Consider the following 16,730-nt stretch of genomic DNA (forward strand, 5'->3'; position numbering starts at 1 on the left):
ACCTCCCCATTACACCGCAACGGTTGTTGCGGTGCAACATCAAGCGTCTTGATGCAGGTCAACCCATGGCCGATTTATCTGTCCCCTTTAGGACCGGTCAGCCGGGCAGCGGTTCAATCAGGGTGGTGGCAGACTGCTTCGATGCGGTTGCCGCAAGGGTCCAGCAGGAAGGCGGCGTAGTACTGCGGATGGTAGTGCTCGCGCAAGCCCGGGGCGCCGTCGTCGCGTCCGCCGTGCGCCAAGCCGGCGGCATGGAAGGCGTCGACGGCGGCGCGGCTGGGCGCCTTGAAGCACCAGTGCCGGCGCGCCGCAGGGGCGGCTGCGTCGTCGGCGAATACGGAGAGATAGCTGTGCTGGCTGCTGCCGGCACGGCAGCGTTCGCCATAGCCGAGCGCGTCGGGGCGGTCATAGACCTTGGCCGCGCCCAGGGCCAGCATGACGGCGTCATAGAAGGGCCGGGCGGCGTCCAGGCGGGAAACGGCGATGGAGACGTGATCCAGCAGTTGCATCGCGCCTCCCGGGCGGTTCAGGAGCGCGCGGCGGTGTTGTGCTCCAGCCATTTCTGGACGGAGGGACGCTGCCACTGGGCCTCGGCGTAGGCGCGCAGGGCGTCGGGCAGGTCGTCCTGGAACAGGCGCTTGATCATGACCGCGAGGTCGGTGTCGGCGATACACCATTCATCGAACAGCGAGGTCTGGCCCGCGCCCAGCAGATGGGTGCCCACGTGGATCAGCTTGGCCGCGGCGGCATGGGCGGCATCCGACAGCGGCAGGCCGGCGGCGCCGTAGAACACGGTTTCGGTGGGACGTTCCTGGCGCAGCGCGCCCAGGTCGCTGCGCAGCCAGGCCTGCAACTGGCGGGCGCGGGCGCGCTGGCGCAGGTCGCGCGGATACAGCGCGGCGTGCGCCGGGGCGGGAAAGGCGTCTTCCAGGTATTCGGTGATGGCGGTCGATTCGGTCAGGCTGAAATCCGCATGCGTCAATGCCGGCACCCGGGAAGTCAGCGCGCGGCTCTGGTAGGGCTGCATGCGTTGCTCGCCGGCTTCCAGGTCGATGGGGCGCACCTCGAAGGGCAGCTGTTTTTCAGTCAACGCCACATAGGCCGACATGGCGTAGGGGCTGAGGAACAGGGAATCGACGAATAGCGTAAGCGGGGCGCCCAAAATCTAGTCTCCGGTCTGACAGTAACAACATGCGCCGCGGCAGCAGGCCGCGGATACGTCAAAGCGTAACGCATCTGCGGCTGGCCTGTCGCGGCGGGGCCTCAGTCGACGATGAAGAGCTTGGCGCCGGTGGCGGTGGAGGAGCGGTGCGGCTCGGCCTGGTCGGCGACCTGGTAGCTCATGCCGGGCGTCAGCACGAATTGCCGGCCATCTTCCAGTTCGGTGTGCAGTTCGCCTTCCAGGCAGAACAGGATGTGGCCCTTGCTGCACCAGTGGTCGGCCAGGTAGCCGGCCGTGTACTCGACCATGCGCACGCGCAGGTCGCCGAACTGCCGGGTGCGCCAATAGGCCATGCCGGTCTCGCCGGCGTGCTCGGTGCGCTCGACCTCGGACCAGTCGGTGGTGCCGAAGGGAATGTTGCTCATCTTCATGGTGATTCCTGCGTGGTGGTGCGGACGCGATGGCGTCCGGTAAGGAACAGAGACTACGCCAAGGCTGGCAGCTTCTTCTGCCAGAACATGGCGCGGCCGGTGGTTTCGTCCAGGGCATAGCCTTCGAACCCCAGCTTGCGGTACAGCCCCTGGGCGACCGCGTTGCCTTCCAGCACTTCCAGGGTGATCTTGCAGCAGCCCAGATCACGCGCCCGCTCTTCCAGCGCCGACAGCAGGGCCTTGCCCACGCCCCGGCCCTGGAATTTTTCCGCCACGCCCAGGTCGTGCAGATTGAGCAGCGGGCGGCAGGCGAAAGTGGAGAAGCCCTCGAGGTAGATTGCCACGCCCGCGGCTTCGCCGTCGATGCGGGCGAGCAGCGCCCTTGCTGTGGGGCGGCGAGCCAGCTCGGCGATCAGGTTCTGCTGCGCGTAGGCGGGCAGGGGGGCGTTGCCGCCCATGGGGCCGCTGGCGTATTCGTTCAGCATGGCCAGCACCTGGCGGCCGTGTTCGGGGTCGTTGAAGTCTGCGTCGATGATTTCCAGCACGATCTCTTGTTCCTGTGGGCTAGCCGTGATCGGGGCGGGCGCCTGCAAGCGCCGGCAACCGGACATTATGCGCGATGCCGGACACCTGACAAGGCGCATTGAAAAATCGCGCCATAACCCCTATCTTCTTGATATCCCAGGCCGGACCCGGCGCAACCGGAGGCGGCCGCAACGCTTTGCCAAGGGCTGCACATGGAGTTCAAGGACTACTACAGCATGCTGGGCGTGGAGCGGGACGCCTCAGAAGACGACATCCGGCGCGCCTACCGCAAGCTCGCTCGCAAGTACCATCCCGACGTCAGCAAGGAAAGCGACGCCGAAACGCGCATGCGCGACGTCAACGAAGCCTATGACGTGCTGCGCGACAAGGAAAAGCGCCAGGCCTACGACAATCTGGCCGCTGGCGTCTCGCCCGAAGGCAGCTTCCAGCCGCCCCCCGGCTGGGACGAAGGCTTCGAGTTCCACCGCGGCGCCGCGCCCGGCGACGAGGCGCAGTTCAGCGAGTTCTTCTCTTCGCTGTTCGGCGGCCGCAACCGGCACGGCGGGGCGCAGCGGCAACAGGAATTCCGCGCGCGCGGCGAGGACCACCACGCCGCGATCGAGGTGGACCTCGAAGACGCGCTCAAGGGCGCCACGCGCGACATCAGCCTGCGTTCCATGCAGATGGACGAGCAGGGCCATCCCCACATGCAGACCCGCACGCTCAGCGTGCGCATTCCTGCCGGCGTGCGCGAAGGCCAGTACATCCGGCTGGCCGGGCAGGGCATGCCTGGCTATGGCGGCGGCGAGAACGGCGACCTGTATCTGGAAGTCCGCTTCAAGCCGCATCCGCGCTACCGCGTCGACGGCCGCGACCTCTACATGACGCTGCCGGTGGCGCCATGGGAAGCCGCGCTGGGCGCCAGCGCGCATGCGCCCACGCCCGGCGGCACGGTCGAAGTGTCGATCCCCGCGGGGTCCGCCAACGGCCGCAAGCTGCGCCTGCGCGGCCGCGGTATTCCGGGCGATCCCCCCGGAGATCTCTACCTGGTGCTGGACCTGGTGTTGCCGCCCGCCGATAGCGAAGCGGCCAAGGAGGCCTACCGCAAGCTGCGGCAGGACCTGCCCTTCAATCCGCGGCGCCACCTGGGGGTATGACCATGAAAAAAATAGTCGTCACCACCGCCACGGTCGTGGGCAAGTCCCGGCCGCTTTCCGCCGACGACCTGGCCCGCGCCTGCGGCGAGGAAGTCGAATGGGTCGTGCGGCTGGTCGAAGTGGGCATCGTCAGCGCCAGCGGCCAGGGCCCCGCCGAATGGCGCTTCTACAGCACCGACCTGCAACGGGCGCTGGATGCGCGCCGCCTGGTGCGGGATTACGGCGCCGGGCTGGACGCCGCCGCGCTGATCCTGGACCTGAGCCAGGAAGTCCGCCGCCTGAAGGCGCAACTGCGCGCGTTGGGCCTGGAGGACAAGTAGGGCTGCGCGCGGGTAGGTAAACTAGCTGGTTGTTGAAGAAGCCCAGCGGAACATCTTGCAGACCCCTCCAGCCCCCGCGCCCGCGCTTGCGGGCAGCGCCCGCATCGACGGCCTGAAATCCTGCCTGCCCGTCATGATCGGCTACTTCCCGGTGGCCGTGACTTTCGGCATCGCGGGCGTGGCTGCGGGCCTGTCGCCCCTGCAAGTGGTACTGATTTCCGTGCTGGTCTATGCCGGCGCCAGCCAGTTCCTGCTGCTCGCTTCCATCAAGGCCGGCACCCCGTGGCTGTGGGTGGTGGCGCTGTGTTCGCTGCTCAATGCCCGCCATCTGCTGTACGGCCCGCTGTTGTCGCGTTTCCTGCCGGCGGGGCTGAATGAGCGCCTGAAGGTCGCCTTCCTGCTCACCGATGAAGTCTTCGCCACGGCTTTCAACCGTTTGCAGACCGTGGAGCCCGCGGGCCGCCAGCGCTGGATGATCGCGCTGGGGCTGGGCGCGTGGCTGACCTGGATCGCCGGCACGGCCGTTGGCGTCTACGCGGGAGACGGCCTGGAGCGCCACTACCCCATGCTGTCCCAGGTGATGCGCTTTGCGCTGCCCGCGCTGTTCATGGCCCTGGTATGCCAAAGCGCGAAGCGCGGCATGGGCCTGCCCATCGTCGCGGCAGTAGCCGGAGCCGGAGCCGTGGCCGCGCTGGGCCATACTAGCCTGGCGATCCTGGCCGGCGCGGTCATCGGCTGCGCGGCGTATCGGCTGAGGAGGTCCGCATGAACACTGACGGACTGGGTTTCTGGGGCGCGGTGATCGCCATGGCTGCCATCACTTATTTGACGCGCGCCTTGCCCTTCATGCTGTCCGAGCGCAGCCGCCTGCTGCGCCACCTGTCGCGCGAAGGCTCGGCGCTGGCGGCCCTGGGGCCATCGCTGCTGGCGGGAATCGCGGCGGCGGTGATCGTGCCTGATCTCCTGGCCGCCGGCGACCAGGCGGCGAACCTCGGTCCCTATGTGGGCGGTCTGGTCGTGACCGCCGTGGCGGCCCGCCTGGTCAGCAATGCTGGCGTCGCGGTGTTGCTGGGCATGGCGGGATACGGGGTGTTGCTGGCCTTGGCGGCGTAAGGCCAGCGGGGCAAAATGGTCGGACTTCCACGGAGGCCGACCATGCTTACGCTTTATCATGCGCCGCGCTCGCGCTCGTTCCGGATACTCTGGCTGCTCGAAGAACTGGGCGTGCCTTACGACACCGAAATGGTGTCCATCCGCGGCACCGACAGCGCGGGCCACATGCCCTCGGACTACATCGACATCCACCCGCACCGCAAGGTGCCAGCCCTGGTGCATGACGGCGTGCCCGTGTTCGAGACGCCCGCCATCGCCCTCTATCTGACCGATCTGTTCCCGCAAGCGGGGCTGGGTCCGGTGGTGGGAGATCCGCTGCGCGGTCCCTACCTGACCTGGCTGGCGTATTCCACCGGCGTATTCGAGCCCGCCATGGCCGAGCGCGCCTTCAAGACGCCGCATCCGGGCGGCGCGCTGGGTTGGGGTTCGGCCGAGGAGGTCAAACAGGTGCTGACCCGGGTCTTGCAGGCGCGGCCGTTCTTCCTGGGCGACCGGTTCTCGGCGGCGGACATCGTGCTGGGCGGCACCCTGCAATACATGATGCAGGTGAAGGTCATGCCCGAGACGCCCGTGTTCACCGCCTATGCGGAACGGCTGGGCGACCGGCCAGCCATGCATCGCGCCTTGCAGCGCGACGGGGACATCGAGGAAGCCTGAAGCGGCGCTTCAGGCTTCAACCGCGCCCGATGCGGGCGCTGAGGTCTGCCTGCCATTCCTTGGGACGGCCCAGGTAGCGGCTGGGCTCCAGCATTTCGCAGATGCCATCGCGTTCCAGCGCCAGGGTGGGAAAACCGCTGCCGCCGACCTGCGCCAGCAGCCTGCGGCTGGCGGCGATGTGCGCGGCGGTTTCGGCGCCCTGCGCCGCGGCGTAGGCAGCGCGGAAGGCTTCCGGGTCCAGGCCGATATCGGCGGCCAGGGAGGCCAGCACCGCGGGATCGGCGATGCGCAGTCCCTGCACGTAGTGCGCGCGCTGGATGCGCTTGAGCAGGTCCAGCCCGCGGCCGGCCAGCGTCTGCGCGGCCAGGATGGCGGCGGTGGGCGGCTCGGAATCGAACACCGCGCCCTCATCGCGCAACAGGCCGTTGTAGTAGCCGTCGCCGAAGGGCTGGCCGGTCAGGCCGGCGATGCGTTCGTCATGCGGCATGACGTAGCGGCGCAGCCTGTCGGTGACCGGCTGGCGGTTGCCGCCCGTCATCATGCCGCCGCCATGCAGCGCGATGTCCAGGCCGGGGACGGCGCGAGCCGCCTCCACCAGCGGCGCGGCGCCATAGCACCAGCCGCAGAGCGGGTCGAAAATGTAATGCAGGGTGGGATTTGAGGTAGCCATGGCGTCATGGTAGACGCGGGCCTGCCCCGGAGAAAGCCTGGCGGGGTAGCCAGAGTGTTGCATCGGCCGTGCAGATTGCCTGCACGGCCGCCCAGTATCAACCGGCGATCTGCACGCCGACCCAGAACAGGCCGGCGGCCAGCAGCATCGAGGCGGGCAGGGTCAGCACCCAGGCCATCAGGATGTTGCGCACGGTGCTGCCCTGCAGGCCGCTCTTGTTGGCGATCATGGTCCCGGCCACGCCCGAGGACAGCACGTGGGTGGTGGACACCGGCAGGCTGAAGACGTTGGCGATGCCGATGGCGCCCATCGCGGTGACTTGCGCGGACATGCCCTGCGCATAGGTCATGCCCTGCTTGCCGATCTTCTCGCCCACCGTCAGCACCACGCGGCGCCAGCCGACCATGGTGCCCGCGCCCAGCGCCAGGGCGACTGCCACGATCACCCAGAAGGGAGCGTATTCGGTGGTGGCCGTCAGGTCGGCGCGCAGGCGTTGCAGGTCGGCGCGTTCGCGGGCCGGCAGCCCTTCGATGCGCGCGACCTTCTTGGCCGTGTCGTCCAGGCAGAGCAGGTAGCGGCGCACGGAGATGCGCTTCTCGGCCGGCAGGTCGGCGTAGTTGGACACGCCGTGCAGATCGGCCTGCAGCGCGGCGATGGTCGGCATGGTCAGTTCGGGATCGCAGCGGAAGTTGCGCGGCAGCTCGGTGGTCGCGTCCACGCGCTTGAGCGCCAGGTATTCGCCCAGCATGGCTTCATTGCGCTGGTAGAACACGTTCAGGTGGTTGGCGGCGTCGCGGGTGCGCTCGATCTGGTAGGTGGTGCTGTTGGTGTCCAGCACGAAGTTGGCGGGCACGATGCCGATCAGCACCAGCATGATCAGGCCGATCCCTTTCTGGCCGTCATTGGAGCCGTGCACGAAGCTCACGCCCATGGCGGACAGCACCAGCACCAGACGGTTCCAGAAGGGCGGATGCTTCTTGTTGTCGATGGCGCGGCGCTGTTCCGGCGTCTTGTGCATCTTCGACAGCGGCAGCCAGCGCTTGAGCGCCAGCAGCAGGCCGCCCGCCACCAGGAAGCCGGCCACCGGCGACACCACCAGCGACAGGCCGATGTCGATGGCCTTGCCCCAGTTGACGCCGTCCGCCAGCGGCAGGTCGGTGATCAGGGCGTTGGCCAGGCCCACGCCCAGGATCGAGCCGATCAGCGTGTGCGAGCTGGACGCCGGAATGCCGAAGTACCAGGTGCCCAGGTTCCAGGCGATGGCCGCGGCCAGCATGGCGAACACCATGGCCAGCCCGCGGCCGGTATCCACGTTGATCAGCAGTTCCACCGGCAGCAGATGCACGATGGCATAGGCTACGCCCACGCCGCCCAGCAGCACGCCCAGGAAGTTGAATATGCCGGAAAGCACCACCGCCAGATGCGGCGGCATGGCCTTGGTGTAGATGACCGTGGCCACGGCGTTCGCCGTGTCATGGAATCCGTTGATGAATTCGAAGGCCAGGACGAATGTCAGGGCCAGCGCAAGGCTGAGGCCAACCCAGAGGTCTAGGCCGTGGAAGAGGTCGAACATGGAGGCGGGGGAGGTTCCGGCGAGAGGAGCCGATTATTGCAGATTTGTGACCTGTCACTGGTTGCTTGCGGCTACCAAGTGCGGCCAGCCAACCCCGCCCGGGGTCAGAATTTCGAATACTGGAACTCGATTTCCATCGGTTTGCCCAGGTTCGCCGAGGTATCCGCCTGGATCATCATCACCGCCAGGACGCCCAGATAGAGCAGGCACAGCCACAGGGTTCGTTTCATTGCCGGCCCTCCTTCATGGGTAGAAAACTTCCGCGATCTTCTGGTTCACGCGCAGCCAGCCCAGTTCGCCCAGGTGCTGCACGTCCCGCAGCGTCCCCACTTCGAAGGGCGCGCTGTACATGTCCATGCAGCGCATGGCGTAGCGCTGGCACAGCGCCGCCACTTCCCGCTGCACGGGGCCGAACCGGTCCAGGTCCTTGAACACCAGGGGATGCAGCGGTTGCATGACGAACAGGGCATTGACCCCGCGTTGCCGCAGCAGCGCCATCAGCGCGTCCAGCTCGCGCAGCTCGTCGCGGCCGGTCAGCGGCTGGGGCAGATAGGCGGTCTTGCCGCCTTCGGGGATGCTGCGCAGGTACTTATTGAAGAACTCGTCGCGCACGGCATAGCGGTTGCCGCCCATCAGGGCCTGTTCGGCGCCCTGGGCCTCGGCGGCCAGCGCTTCCCAATCCACCACGCGGGCGGCCGCGGGCGGCCCCTCGCGTTCACGTTCGGGGGCAGGCGCTGCATGGGCAGCGGGCGCCCACAGGTCGACCAGGCGCTGGCGGAAGACGTAGGCCTGTTCCGCCGCCATGGACCAGGCGACGCCCGCGTCGCCCTTGGCCTGCAGCCAGCGGACCACCTCCGCCCGGCCTTCGGGCTGCCGCAGCAGGCGCGGCAGCAGCGGATTGGCGTGCTCCTTGAACTCGTCGGGTCCCAGTCCGCCTTCACCGTCGAACCAGCCCGGCGACAGCATCACCACCAAGCGCGAGGCCGGCGACAGGTCCTCGGCCATCGCCGCCAGCACCAGCTGCATGCCCAGCGACTGGAAGCCCGAATGGCCATAGGCCAGGACCGGCATCTGCAATTCGTCGGCCAGGTAGCGGTAAGGCACGAAGCGCAGGTCGTTGCTGGTCAGCTCCGACGAACCCAGGATCACCAGCCGGTCGCCCGTGCGCAGGGCCTGGCTCATGCGGGAGAGGTTGCGCGTCTGTTCCTGCAGCGTGTTGCCCAGGTTTGGGATGTAGATGCCTGGTGCGGCCGCCGGCACGGGTTCTGTTTTCAGCGCCAGGGAGTGCAGCGCGCCCCATCCGGCGGCGGCCGCCGCGGCCAGGGCCAGCGCCGCCGCCAGCGCATGCTGCCGTAGTGTGCGTTTGAACATGGGGAACCAATGCCGCGCGGGGCCCTCTCTATTGGACAGGTTTGTTAGCGGATGTTATCGAGCGGGCATGACCGGAACAAGCGTGGGAAAGCGGGGCCAGAGCGCAATTCGCCTTTTTGCCACAGGGTCCGCGGCTCGCGCGCCGCCCGCCGCCGCCAATCCCGCAGGGAAGGAATGCGATAGCATCGCTCTGGCGGGCCTCTTCTGGATTTCCATGATTGACCCCGCCCGCGGCCGCATCCGCGCCGCCCGAATGTTCCTCACCAAGATTGCGCAGCCCATGACCGCCACTACCCGTATCGCCCGCAAGCACCCCGACGAATTGATCGTGGGCCTGGTGTCCGTTTCCGATCGCGCCTCCAGCGGCACCTATCAGGACCAGGGGCTGCCCGCGCTGCGCGAATGGCTGGGCGGCGCCCTGGCCTCGCCCTGGCAGGCAGTGGACCGCTTGATCCCCGACGAACCCGCGCGCATTTCCGAGACGCTGATCGAACTGGTGGACGGCTGCGGCTGCGACCTGGTCCTGACCACCGGCGGCACCGGTCCGGCGCGCCGCGACGTCACGCCCGAGGCCACGCTCGCCGTCGGCACCAAGGAAATGCCCGGCTTCGGCGAACAGATGCGCCAGATCAGCCTGCGCTTCGTGCCCACCGCGATCCTGTCGCGCCAGGTGGCCGTCATCCGGGAAACGCCCGCCCACGCCGCCCTGATCGTGAACCTGCCCGGCCAGCCCAAATCCATCCGCGAAACGCTGGAAGGGCTGAAGGGCGAGGACGGATCCGTGCTGGTGCCGGGCATCTTCGCCGCCATTCCCTATTGCATCGATCTTATCGGCGGCCCGTACGCCGAAACCCGGCCGGAAATCATCGCGGCCTTCCGCCCCAAATCGGCCCGCCGCGCGCCGCAGGCCTGATCCGGCGCTGCGTTATATTGGCCGCCCATCCACCTCCAACCGCTTGAGAGTTCCATCGCCATGAAGGTTCGCACCGCTTTGTCCCTTACTGTCCTGGCAGCCTTGTCGGCCTGCGCCAACGTCAAAGACGTGCGCGACCGCGATCCGGTCTTCTACGGCTCCACCCAGCGCACACCCGAGGACTACACGGCCTGCGTGGCGGAATCCTGGAAGAACCTGGGCGTCAATTTCCAGCAGAAGGCTGTGCGCAACGGCTTTGAACTGATCCAGGAAGACAGCCTGGGCGTTGAAGCCGTGCTGACGACCACGCACTGGAAGGGCAAGACCGAAGCGCGCCTGTCCACGCGCATCGCGCGCCGCGATCAGAGCATCATCGAGCCCGCCAACCTGTGCCTGTGAACGCCATGCAGCATCGTCGCGACGTCCTGCGGCTGGGCCTGGCCGCGGCCGCCCTCTGCCTGGGCCTGCCGGCCCGCGCGCAGCAGCAGAGCGGCTTCATCAGCCGCAAGCTCAACGTTCCCGTGCCAGGCGGCGTCGCCGTCCTGGGCCTGGGCAATGCCGAGCGCGCGCCCGAGGTCAGCTTCCTGGGCCGGCGCGTGCTGGTCGTGCGAGAAGAGGGCAAGCAATGGATCGCCGTGGTCGGCATCCCGCTCAGCGTGAAGCCGGGCGAGCAGCAGGTGGAAATCAAGGATGCGCAAGGCAAGCGCTCACAGACCTTCAAGGTCGGCGCCAAGGAATACAAGGCCCAGCACATCACGCTGAAGAATCCGCGCCAGGTCAATCCGGATCCGGACGACATGAAGCGCATCGAACGCGAGCAGGCCGAGCAGGCCGCCGCCAACCGCGCCTACCGCGCGGGCGTCACGCCCAGCAACCTGCTGCTGGACCGCCCGGTGAACGGCGGCCGCCTGTCCAGCCCCTTCGGCCTGCGCCGTTTCTTCAATGGCGAGGAGCGCAATCCGCATTCGGGACTGGATTTCGCCGTGCCGTCGGGCACGCCGATCAAGGCGCCGGCCGCTGGCGTGGTCGTACTGGTGGGGGATTACTTCTTCAATGGCAAGACGGTGTTCCTGGACCATGGCCAGGGCTTCGTCAGCATGTTCTGCCACATGTCGGCCATCGACGTGAAGGTCGGCGACGAAGTGCCGCGCGGCGGACTGGTGGGCAAGGTCGGCGCGACCGGCCGCGCGACCGGCCCGCACCTGCACTGGAACGTCAGCCTGAACGACGCGCGCGTCGATCCGGCCATCTTCATCGGGGCGTTCAAGCCCTGATCCTGTCCCGGGATTTGGGGGCGCGGAACCGCGCCCTCAGGCCGTGGCGGCCTGCTGCGCGATCAGTTGCAGCACATGCTGGTGCACGCGTTCGGCATAGTCCATATGCTGCCGCACGTTGAACTGTTCGGCTTCCTGCTCGTCCAGGCAGTTGTCGTACTTGGTCTTGGCCTCGGCGTAGGTCAGGCCGGTATTGCGCAGGCTGTTGATGAAGGACTCGCGCGACTGATGCAGCAGGCGCAGGCCTTCCTCGCCCTTGACGAATTTTCTTCGCGCCAGGGCAAGCTGGTCAGCGGCGGCTTGCAGATCTTGTGTCAGGTCCATCGTGCTTCATGCTCGTCCTGCCGGGCGTCGCGCCGGGCAGAGGGCGCCATTCTTTCATGAACGGGCGCTCCACGCATTACGGCATCGCGCGGCCCAGGTTTAAGGCTGGCGCGAAAAGGGAGCCGGCGCGGGGCCGGCCCTGTCGCCCTGGCTTAGCGGCGGAATTGCTGGGGACGCTGCGGCGCGGGACCGCGCTCGTCCTTGTGGCGGAAGTTGATGCGGCCCTTGGTCAGGTCATACGGCGACATTTCCAGGGTGACGCGGTCGCCAGCCAGGATGCGGATGCGGTGCTTGCGGATGCGGCCGGAGGCGTAGGCGCCGACTTCGATGCCGTTGTCCAGCTTCACACGGTAGCGGCTATCGGGCAGCACTTCGTCAACGATGCCGTCCAGTTCGATGAGTTCTTCTTTAGCCATTCTTTTCTCCTATCAAAACGCGCAGCCATACCGACGGCATGGCGCGCCGCGCGTAGCGGCAAGCGCGTCGGACCCGAACGGGCGGGTCCAGCGGTTTGAACGTAAAACGTCCGGGCAAGCGCGGGTAAGGGCCACGGCATCCGAAGCGGATGTCTGAAATGACGGATACTCGCGCCGCGTGGGCAGTGTGCGCGCGGTGCGCGGCTTGGTCGCGGCGGCGCCTTTTGCGCAAATCGCCGGAAGAAGCGGGGTGGAGCTTGTGCTGCCAGGCCGCGCAACGATGGAGGTGGAGGCGCGCCCGGTGGCGGAGGGGTTTTTCCGGAAAAACCAAGCACGTCCTGGGTTGCCCCGAGCATTGCCCGCAGGCGGTACAGGTTGGCACGCAGAGTGACCGAAGCCCGGTTTTTGCGGAAAAATCACGGACTTATGGTACTGCAAAGCGCAATATTTAGCCAGTATTTATCTGTGGCCGCGCTGCGATAGTTGCTGTTCAACGACTCTAGCGTGTCGGTATCCGCTCACGGTATTCAGCTTCCACCCGGCCGAGCACGGACCAGAACGGACCCGGGGCGCGGCCGGCCAGGCGGGCTTCGAGCACGCCCAGGTGCACATGCCAGCCGCCGGCCACGTCCACCATGCCGTCGCGCGAGGACAGTTTGCGGTGGGTCAGCACCAGGCGCGTTTCCTTGCCTTCCGGCGACAGCTCGAAGGTGACCTCGGAAGGATGGCCGGGGGAGCCGCCCCAGGTGAAAGCCAGCAAATGCGGCGGTTCGCAGCGCGTGATGACGCCTTGCGTGGTGACGCCGCCTTCGTACGGCTTGTAGGCATCAGGCACCGGTTCGGCCACCGAGGACAGGTCCGCGTGCATGAAGCGCAGCGTCACGCCGCCGCCTTCGCGCAGCTCCATGTCGCCGGATGCCAGCCAGCGGCCGCGTTTTTCGGATTCGGTGAGAAAAGCCCAGACCTCGTCGACGCTGGCGGGCAGTATCCGCGTAAAGCGGATGGAGGTGGGGTCCAGAACGACGCCGTGATCACTCATGTGGTTCTCCAGAAGACGCGGCCGGGGACCGGCTGGCGGCGAGCGCGGCTTCCAGCGCGCCCAGCTTGCCCGACCAGAATTGTTCATAGAAGCGCAGCCATTGCATGGCCTCGGCCATGGGTTCGGGATTGAGGCTGCATACATGCGTGCGGCCGCGGATGGAGCGCCGCACCAGACCGGCGCGTTCCAGGGCCTGCACGTGTTTGGAGGCGCCCGCGAAACTCATGCTGTGGGGCGCCGCCAGTTCGCCGATGGTCTGTTCGCCCCGGGCCAGGCTGCGCAGCATGTCGCGGCGCGTGGGGTCGGCCAGCGCGCGAAAGACGGCATCGAGGGCGGGGGAGGGGATTGATTCAACCATGAGGTTGAATATAGCCCTGCCTCGCGAATTAATTCAACCGGTTGGTTGAATTTTTATGTAACCGCCTGCGGATGATCTTCTTCCATCGCCCCGTATGCATCGGGGTACTGCGGCAGGCCGTCGGTGATGTCGAACCAGGGCGCCTTGCTGGCCACGTGGCAGTGGGCCGCCGGCTTGATGCCGGGGTCGTCGTCCAGCGGACCCAGAGGCAAGCCGTAGACGTCCGGCGTCTGGTCGAAGCGGGTCAGGAGGGGCGTGCCGCAGGCTTCGCAGAAGCCGCGGTAGCTGCCCGGAGACGAGCAGTACCAGGTGACGTGGTTTTCTCCGCGGGTCCAGGCGAAGTCCTTGGCCTGGACCGTCGCCCGGCTGCGGAATGCCGCGCCATGCGCCTTGCGGCAGATCGTGCAATGGCAGTTGAGGGCGTCGGTGAGCGGACCCGTGATCTCGTAGGCGACGCGGCTGCACAGGCAGGAACCTTTGATCATGATGAACGCCAAGCTGGTGGGGAATATCCCCAATATACCTGTGGCGCGCCGGGCTGGAAGCGGCCTTTGTGACGAACGTCTTTCAGATCGTTCCAGTGTCCCTATTTTCAGCCAAATGAATCGATTCCCGGGTCATCGTGCTGTCATGCCGCGAAAACAGAATGCCGCCATGAACACATCCAAGGGGATTCAACGATGACCTACGCCATCGAAGTACAAGGGCTCAGCAAGAGCTTCCACGCCGGCGCCAAGGCGCTGGACGGCGTGAACCTGCAAGTGGCCGACGGCGAGATGGTTGCCTTGCTCGGCGCCTCGGGTTCGGGCAAGTCGACGCTGCTGCGTCATCTGTCGGGTTTCGTGGCCGGCGACGCGGGCAGCGTGGCCGTCAACGGCCGCATGATCCAGCGCGACGGCCGCCTGAGCCGCGACGTGCGCTCCGCGCGCGCCGGCATCGGCTTCGTGTTCCAGCAATTCAATCTGGTGGGCCGCCTGCCGGTCATCACCAACGTGCTGACCGGCCTGCTGCCGCGCGTGCCGCTGTGGCGCAGCCTGACGCGCTGGTTCCTGCGCGGCGAAGTGCAGCAGGGCCTTGAAGCGCTTGCCCAGGTTGGTATAGACGACTACGCATTTCAGCGCGCTTCGACGCTGTCCGGCGGCCAGCAGCAGCGCGCGGCCATCGCCCGCACGCTGGTGCAGAACGCCCGCGTCATCCTGGCCGACGAACCCATTGCCTCGTTGGATCCGGAATCCTCGCGCCGCGTGATGGACACGCTGGCCCAGATCAACCGCAGCCGCAAGGTAGCCGTGGTGGTGTCGCTGCACCAGGTGGACGTGGCTTTGCGCTATTGCCCGCGGGTGGTGGCGCTGCGCCACGGCAAGGTGGTCTACGACGGCCCCTCCGCCGCGCTCACGCCTGCCATGCTGAGCGACCTGTACGGCTCCGAACTGAGCGAGCTGCTTCCCGAATATGCGCCGCAAGCGCCGGCCATGCCCGGCATGGCGCCGCTGTCCCGCCTGGCGCAAGCCGCCTGATACCCCGACCCATTTCTCCCCGGAGCCTTCCATGCTACGCAGAACCTTTGTCACCCTGATCGCCGCCGCGGCCCTGTCCACGCAGGCCTACGCGCAAGACGCCAAAACCCTGAATTTCGGCATCATCTCGACGGAATCGTCGACCAACCTGAAGTCCGTGTGGCAGCCCGTCATCGACGACCTGAGCCGCGCGATCGGCGTGCCGGTCAAGCCCTTCTTCGCGTCCGACTACGCCGGCATCATCGAAGGCATGCGCTTCAACAAGGTGCAGATGGGCTGGTTCGGCAACAAGTCCGCAATCGAGGCGGTGGACCGCGCCAAGGGCGAAGTGTTCGCTTCCGTCATCGACAAGGACGGCAACCCCGGCTACTGGTCGCTGCTGATCGTCAACAAGGACAGCAACCTGAAGACCCTGGACGACGTGCTCAAGCGCGGCGGCACGCTGAGCTACGGCGCGGGCGATCCCAACTCGACCTCGGGCACGGCCGTGCCCGGCTATTACCTGTGGGCCGCCAACAAGATCGAACCCAAGACCTTCTTCAAGACGGTGCGCGCCAGCAATCACGAAACCAATCTGTTGTCGGTCATCAACAAGCAGGTCGACGTGGCCGTCAACAACACCGAGGCGCTGGAGCGCTATCGCCTGAACACGGGCAAGGACGCCAACGACAGCGTGCGCGTGCTGTGGAAGTCGCCGCTGATCCCGGCTGACCCGCTGGTCATGCGCAGCGACCTGCCGGCCGACCTGAAGGCCCGCATCCGCGACTTCTTCGTCAACTACGGCAAGGGCAAGGACGCCGAGCGTGAAATGGCCAATCTGAAGGCGCTGACCTATCAGGGCTTCCGCGTCTCCGACAACCAGCAGCTGGTGCCGATCCGTCAGATCGAACTGGCGCGCGAGAAGGCCAAGGTCGAAGCCGACGCCACGCTGGGCCAGGCCGAAAAGCAGAAACAGCTGGCCGAACTGGACAGCAAGCTGGCCAGCCTGGGCCAGCCTGCCGCCAAGCAATAAGCCTGCAAGCGGCAAGCCGATGCGCCGCGGGCGCGCCGGCTTGCCCGCAACTGAAACCCAACCAGCGGATCGCCTTTTCCTATGAACGTAGCCATGCAGACCTCCCGCCTTTCCGCCGCGCCGCGCTCGTCGCTGCCAGTCCTGCTCGTATGGGCCGTCGTGCTGGCGCTGCTGGTCATGTCGTGGCAGGGCGCCGACATGCGGCCCCTGGACCTGCTGCGCGATTCGGGCAACATGGCCCAGTTTGCCGCCGACTTCTTTCCGCCGAATTTCCGCGACTGGCGCATGTACCTGGACGAGATGATCGTCACCGTGCAGATCGCGGTCTGGGGCACCTTCCTGGCCATCGTGGTGGCGGTGCCGCTGGGGCTGCTGTGTTCGTCGAACATGGTGCCGGCCTGGGTGTACCAGCCCATGCGGCGCCTGATGGACGCGTGCCGCGCCATCAATGAAATGGTGTTCGCCATGCTGTTCATCGTGGCGGTCGGGCTGGGCCCGTTCGCCGGCGTGCTGGCGCTGTGGGTGCACACCACCGGCGTGCTGGCCAAGCTGTTCTCGGAAGCGGTCGAGGCCATCGATCCGCGTCCGGTGGAAGGCGTGCGCGCCACTGGCGCGAATGCGCTGGAGGAAATCGTCTACGGCGTGATTCCGCAGGTGCTGCCGCTGTGGATCTCGTATTCGTTGTACCGCTTCGAATCCAACGTGCGCTCGGCCTCGGTGGTCGGCATCGTTGGCGCGGGCGGCATCGGCACCGTGCTGTGGGAAATCATCCGCAGTTTCCGCTACGCCGAAACCTGCGCCGTGATGATCATCATCGTGGCTTTCGTGGTCATCATCGACATGGCGTCGGCGCGTATCCGGCGCGCGCTCATCTGAGCCTGCGCGGGGCCCGGGCGGG

General features: G+C 66.9%; 25 protein-coding genes. 12 read left to right on the forward strand and 13 right to left on the reverse strand.

The genetic code is table 11. The annotated features are described in order from the left end of the window. Positions 1–113 precede the first annotated feature (113 nt). From NGK62_RS26335 to NGK62_RS26350, 4 genes are all read right to left on the reverse strand, one after another. Positions 114–509 (reverse strand): VOC family protein, encoded by a 396-nt coding sequence (locus NGK62_RS26335; protein WP_059379488.1) that lies wholly within the window; start codon positions 507–509, stop codon positions 114–116. 17 nt (positions 510–526) lie between these two features. Continuing rightward, positions 527–1,162 carry a glutathione transferase gene (gene yfcF, locus NGK62_RS26340; protein WP_059379487.1) on the reverse strand — a complete coding sequence of 212 codons (636 nt, stop codon included), beginning with the start codon at positions 1,160–1,162 and terminating at the stop codon, positions 527–529. 101 nt (positions 1,163–1,263) lie between these two features. After that, on the reverse strand, positions 1,264–1,593 hold the full coding sequence (locus NGK62_RS26345) for a DHCW motif cupin fold protein (RefSeq protein ID WP_054451523.1): 330 nt from the start codon (positions 1,591–1,593) through the stop codon (positions 1,264–1,266). A gap of 53 nt (positions 1,594–1,646) precedes the next feature. Further along, a complete protein-coding gene (locus NGK62_RS26350; protein ID WP_059379486.1) occupies positions 1,647–2,138 on the reverse strand; it encodes a GNAT family N-acetyltransferase in 492 nt (163 codons plus the stop codon). A gap of 192 nt (positions 2,139–2,330) precedes the next feature. Between NGK62_RS26350 and NGK62_RS26355 the strand changes: the two genes are divergently transcribed. The 5 genes from NGK62_RS26355 to NGK62_RS26375 are packed head-to-tail and all read left to right on the forward strand — an operon-like array spanning position 2,331 to position 5,365. Continuing rightward, entirely contained in the window at positions 2,331–3,275 is a 945-nt protein-coding gene (locus NGK62_RS26355; protein WP_251881107.1) for a DnaJ C-terminal domain-containing protein, read from the forward strand. Positions 3,276–3,277: 2 nt separating this feature from the next. Further along, complete coding sequence (locus tag NGK62_RS26360; RefSeq protein WP_059379504.1) at positions 3,278–3,595, forward strand: chaperone modulator CbpM; 318 nt, start codon at positions 3,278–3,280, stop codon at positions 3,593–3,595. Positions 3,596–3,650: 55 nt separating this feature from the next. Next, entirely contained in the window at positions 3,651–4,364 is a 714-nt protein-coding gene (locus NGK62_RS26365) for an AzlC family ABC transporter permease (protein WP_059379484.1), read from the forward strand. After that, positions 4,361–4,708, forward strand: coding sequence for an AzlD domain-containing protein (locus NGK62_RS26370; RefSeq protein WP_059379483.1), 348 nt, complete (start codon positions 4,361–4,363; stop codon positions 4,706–4,708). The genes NGK62_RS26365 and NGK62_RS26370 overlap by 4 nt, the downstream gene beginning before the upstream one ends. Positions 4,709–4,750: 42 nt before the next feature. Next, positions 4,751–5,365, forward strand: a complete 615-nt coding sequence (locus tag NGK62_RS26375) for a glutathione S-transferase family protein (RefSeq protein WP_251881108.1) — start codon at positions 4,751–4,753, stop codon at positions 5,363–5,365. A 16-nt stretch (positions 5,366–5,381) separates the two neighbouring features. Here the strand turns inward: NGK62_RS26375 and NGK62_RS26380 are convergent, their stop codons facing one another. The 4 genes from NGK62_RS26380 to NGK62_RS26390 form a co-directional block, all read right to left on the reverse strand. After that, the gene (locus tag NGK62_RS26380) at positions 5,382–6,035 is read right to left on the reverse strand and encodes a DsbA family protein (RefSeq protein WP_251881110.1); all 654 of its coding nucleotides are present in this window, start codon (positions 6,033–6,035) and stop codon (positions 5,382–5,384) included. Between the two features lie 97 nt (positions 6,036–6,132). Continuing rightward, positions 6,133–7,608, reverse strand: coding sequence for an inorganic phosphate transporter (locus NGK62_RS26385; protein WP_059379480.1), 1,476 nt, complete (start codon positions 7,606–7,608; stop codon positions 6,133–6,135). Between the two features lie 104 nt (positions 7,609–7,712). Next, the gene (locus NGK62_RS32365; protein WP_262422096.1) at positions 7,713–7,838 is read right to left on the reverse strand and encodes a hypothetical protein; all 126 of its coding nucleotides are present in this window, start codon (positions 7,836–7,838) and stop codon (positions 7,713–7,715) included. A gap of 13 nt (positions 7,839–7,851) precedes the next feature. After that, positions 7,852–8,979, reverse strand: a complete 1,128-nt coding sequence (locus tag NGK62_RS26390; RefSeq protein WP_251881112.1) for a D-alanyl-lipoteichoic acid biosynthesis protein DltD — start codon at positions 8,977–8,979, stop codon at positions 7,852–7,854. Between the two features lie 280 nt (positions 8,980–9,259). On the opposite strand from NGK62_RS26390, the gene mog reads away from it, so the two are divergent. The 3 genes from mog to NGK62_RS26405 are packed head-to-tail and all read left to right on the forward strand — an operon-like array spanning position 9,260 to position 11,166. Further along, positions 9,260–9,892: a molybdopterin adenylyltransferase gene (mog, locus tag NGK62_RS26395; RefSeq protein WP_118932809.1), complete on the forward strand. Its 633-nt coding sequence runs from the start codon at positions 9,260–9,262 to the stop codon at positions 9,890–9,892. Positions 9,893–9,952: 60 nt separating this feature from the next. After that, positions 9,953–10,291, forward strand: a complete 339-nt coding sequence (locus tag NGK62_RS26400) for a hypothetical protein (protein WP_059379478.1) — start codon at positions 9,953–9,955, stop codon at positions 10,289–10,291. A gap of 5 nt (positions 10,292–10,296) precedes the next feature. Continuing rightward, a complete protein-coding gene (locus tag NGK62_RS26405) occupies positions 10,297–11,166 on the forward strand; it encodes a peptidoglycan DD-metalloendopeptidase family protein (protein ID WP_118932808.1) in 870 nt (289 codons plus the stop codon). A 36-nt stretch (positions 11,167–11,202) separates the two neighbouring features. On the opposite strand, the gene NGK62_RS26410 is transcribed toward NGK62_RS26405, so the two are convergent. The 5 genes from NGK62_RS26410 to NGK62_RS26430 form a co-directional block, all read right to left on the reverse strand. After that, on the reverse strand, positions 11,203–11,490 hold the full coding sequence (locus NGK62_RS26410) for a hypothetical protein (RefSeq protein WP_059379477.1): 288 nt from the start codon (positions 11,488–11,490) through the stop codon (positions 11,203–11,205). Between the two features lie 152 nt (positions 11,491–11,642). Continuing rightward, positions 11,643–11,906, reverse strand: coding sequence for a translation initiation factor IF-1 (infA, locus tag NGK62_RS26415; RefSeq protein ID WP_013395703.1), 264 nt, complete (start codon positions 11,904–11,906; stop codon positions 11,643–11,645). Between the two features lie 499 nt (positions 11,907–12,405). Beyond that, positions 12,406–12,945 (reverse strand): SRPBCC family protein, encoded by a 540-nt coding sequence (locus tag NGK62_RS26420; protein WP_251881114.1) that lies wholly within the window; start codon positions 12,943–12,945, stop codon positions 12,406–12,408. After that, the gene (locus NGK62_RS26425) at positions 12,938–13,303 is read right to left on the reverse strand and encodes an ArsR/SmtB family transcription factor (protein WP_059379475.1); all 366 of its coding nucleotides are present in this window, start codon (positions 13,301–13,303) and stop codon (positions 12,938–12,940) included. Before NGK62_RS26425 ends, NGK62_RS26420 begins: the two co-directional genes overlap by 8 nt. A gap of 53 nt (positions 13,304–13,356) precedes the next feature. Then, positions 13,357–13,788 carry a GFA family protein gene (locus NGK62_RS26430; RefSeq protein ID WP_059379501.1) on the reverse strand — a complete coding sequence of 144 codons (432 nt, stop codon included), beginning with the start codon at positions 13,786–13,788 and terminating at the stop codon, positions 13,357–13,359. Between NGK62_RS26430 and NGK62_RS26435 the strand changes: the two genes are divergently transcribed. The 4 genes from NGK62_RS26435 (at position 13,787) to phnE (ending at position 16,708) form a co-directional block, all read left to right on the forward strand. Further along, positions 13,787–13,987, forward strand: a complete 201-nt coding sequence (locus NGK62_RS26435; protein WP_251881116.1) for a hypothetical protein — start codon at positions 13,787–13,789, stop codon at positions 13,985–13,987. The genes NGK62_RS26430 and NGK62_RS26435 overlap by 2 nt on opposite strands. Beyond that, positions 13,984–14,820 carry a phosphonate ABC transporter ATP-binding protein gene (gene phnC / locus NGK62_RS26440; RefSeq protein ID WP_059379474.1) on the forward strand — a complete coding sequence of 279 codons (837 nt, stop codon included), beginning with the start codon at positions 13,984–13,986 and terminating at the stop codon, positions 14,818–14,820. Before NGK62_RS26435 ends, phnC begins: the two co-directional genes overlap by 4 nt. A gap of 31 nt (positions 14,821–14,851) precedes the next feature. Further along, the gene (phnD, locus tag NGK62_RS26445) at positions 14,852–15,832 is read left to right on the forward strand and encodes a phosphonate ABC transporter substrate-binding protein (RefSeq protein WP_059379473.1); all 981 of its coding nucleotides are present in this window, start codon (positions 14,852–14,854) and stop codon (positions 15,830–15,832) included. An 81-nt stretch (positions 15,833–15,913) separates the two neighbouring features. Then, on the forward strand, positions 15,914–16,708 hold the full coding sequence (phnE, locus tag NGK62_RS26450) for a phosphonate ABC transporter, permease protein PhnE (RefSeq protein WP_088142243.1): 795 nt from the start codon (positions 15,914–15,916) through the stop codon (positions 16,706–16,708). Positions 16,709–16,730: the final 22 nt, after the last annotated feature.

The sequence above is a fragment of the Achromobacter sp. Marseille-Q4954 genome, from assembly GCF_943737025.1.
Classification (GTDB): Bacteria; Pseudomonadota; Gammaproteobacteria; order Burkholderiales; family Burkholderiaceae_B; genus Achromobacter; species Achromobacter bronchisepticus_A.

Coding starts and splice junctions, on each gene's coding strand:
- NGK62_RS32365 (WP_262422096.1), bottom strand. CDS start 7,838: ATGAAACGAACCCTGTGGCTGTGCCTGCTCTATCTGGGCGTCCTGGCG.
- NGK62_RS26425 (WP_059379475.1), bottom strand. CDS start 13,303: ATGGTTGAATCAATCCCCTCCCCCGCCCTCGATGCCGTCTTTCGCGCG.
- NGK62_RS26385 (WP_059379480.1), bottom strand. CDS start 7,608: ATGTTCGACCTCTTCCACGGCCTAGACCTCTGGGTTGGCCTCAGCCTT.
- phnD (WP_059379473.1), top strand. CDS start 14,852: ATGCTACGCAGAACCTTTGTCACCCTGATCGCCGCCGCGGCCCTGTCC.
- infA (WP_013395703.1), bottom strand. CDS start 11,906: ATGGCTAAAGAAGAACTCATCGAACTGGACGGCATCGTTGACGAAGTG.
- NGK62_RS26405 (WP_118932808.1), top strand. CDS start 10,297: ATGCAGCATCGTCGCGACGTCCTGCGGCTGGGCCTGGCCGCGGCCGCC.
- NGK62_RS26410 (WP_059379477.1), bottom strand. CDS start 11,490: ATGGACCTGACACAAGATCTGCAAGCCGCCGCTGACCAGCTTGCCCTG.
- NGK62_RS26360 (WP_059379504.1), top strand. CDS start 3,278: ATGAAAAAAATAGTCGTCACCACCGCCACGGTCGTGGGCAAGTCCCGG.
- phnC (WP_059379474.1), top strand. CDS start 13,984: ATGACCTACGCCATCGAAGTACAAGGGCTCAGCAAGAGCTTCCACGCC.
- NGK62_RS26380 (WP_251881110.1), bottom strand. CDS start 6,035: ATGGCTACCTCAAATCCCACCCTGCATTACATTTTCGACCCGCTCTGC.
- phnE (WP_088142243.1), top strand. CDS start 15,914: ATGAACGTAGCCATGCAGACCTCCCGCCTTTCCGCCGCGCCGCGCTCG.
- NGK62_RS26370 (WP_059379483.1), top strand. CDS start 4,361: ATGAACACTGACGGACTGGGTTTCTGGGGCGCGGTGATCGCCATGGCT.
- NGK62_RS26400 (WP_059379478.1), top strand. CDS start 9,953: ATGAAGGTTCGCACCGCTTTGTCCCTTACTGTCCTGGCAGCCTTGTCG.
- NGK62_RS26335 (WP_059379488.1), bottom strand. CDS start 509: ATGCAACTGCTGGATCACGTCTCCATCGCCGTTTCCCGCCTGGACGCC.
- NGK62_RS26355 (WP_251881107.1), top strand. CDS start 2,331: ATGGAGTTCAAGGACTACTACAGCATGCTGGGCGTGGAGCGGGACGCC.
- NGK62_RS26420 (WP_251881114.1), bottom strand. CDS start 12,945: ATGAGTGATCACGGCGTCGTTCTGGACCCCACCTCCATCCGCTTTACG.
- mog (WP_118932809.1), top strand. CDS start 9,260: ATGACCGCCACTACCCGTATCGCCCGCAAGCACCCCGACGAATTGATC.
- NGK62_RS26375 (WP_251881108.1), top strand. CDS start 4,751: ATGCTTACGCTTTATCATGCGCCGCGCTCGCGCTCGTTCCGGATACTC.
- NGK62_RS26435 (WP_251881116.1), top strand. CDS start 13,787: ATGATGAACGCCAAGCTGGTGGGGAATATCCCCAATATACCTGTGGCG.
- NGK62_RS26430 (WP_059379501.1), bottom strand. CDS start 13,788: ATGATCAAAGGTTCCTGCCTGTGCAGCCGCGTCGCCTACGAGATCACG.
- NGK62_RS26345 (WP_054451523.1), bottom strand. CDS start 1,593: ATGAAGATGAGCAACATTCCCTTCGGCACCACCGACTGGTCCGAGGTC.
- NGK62_RS26390 (WP_251881112.1), bottom strand. CDS start 8,979: ATGTTCAAACGCACACTACGGCAGCATGCGCTGGCGGCGGCGCTGGCC.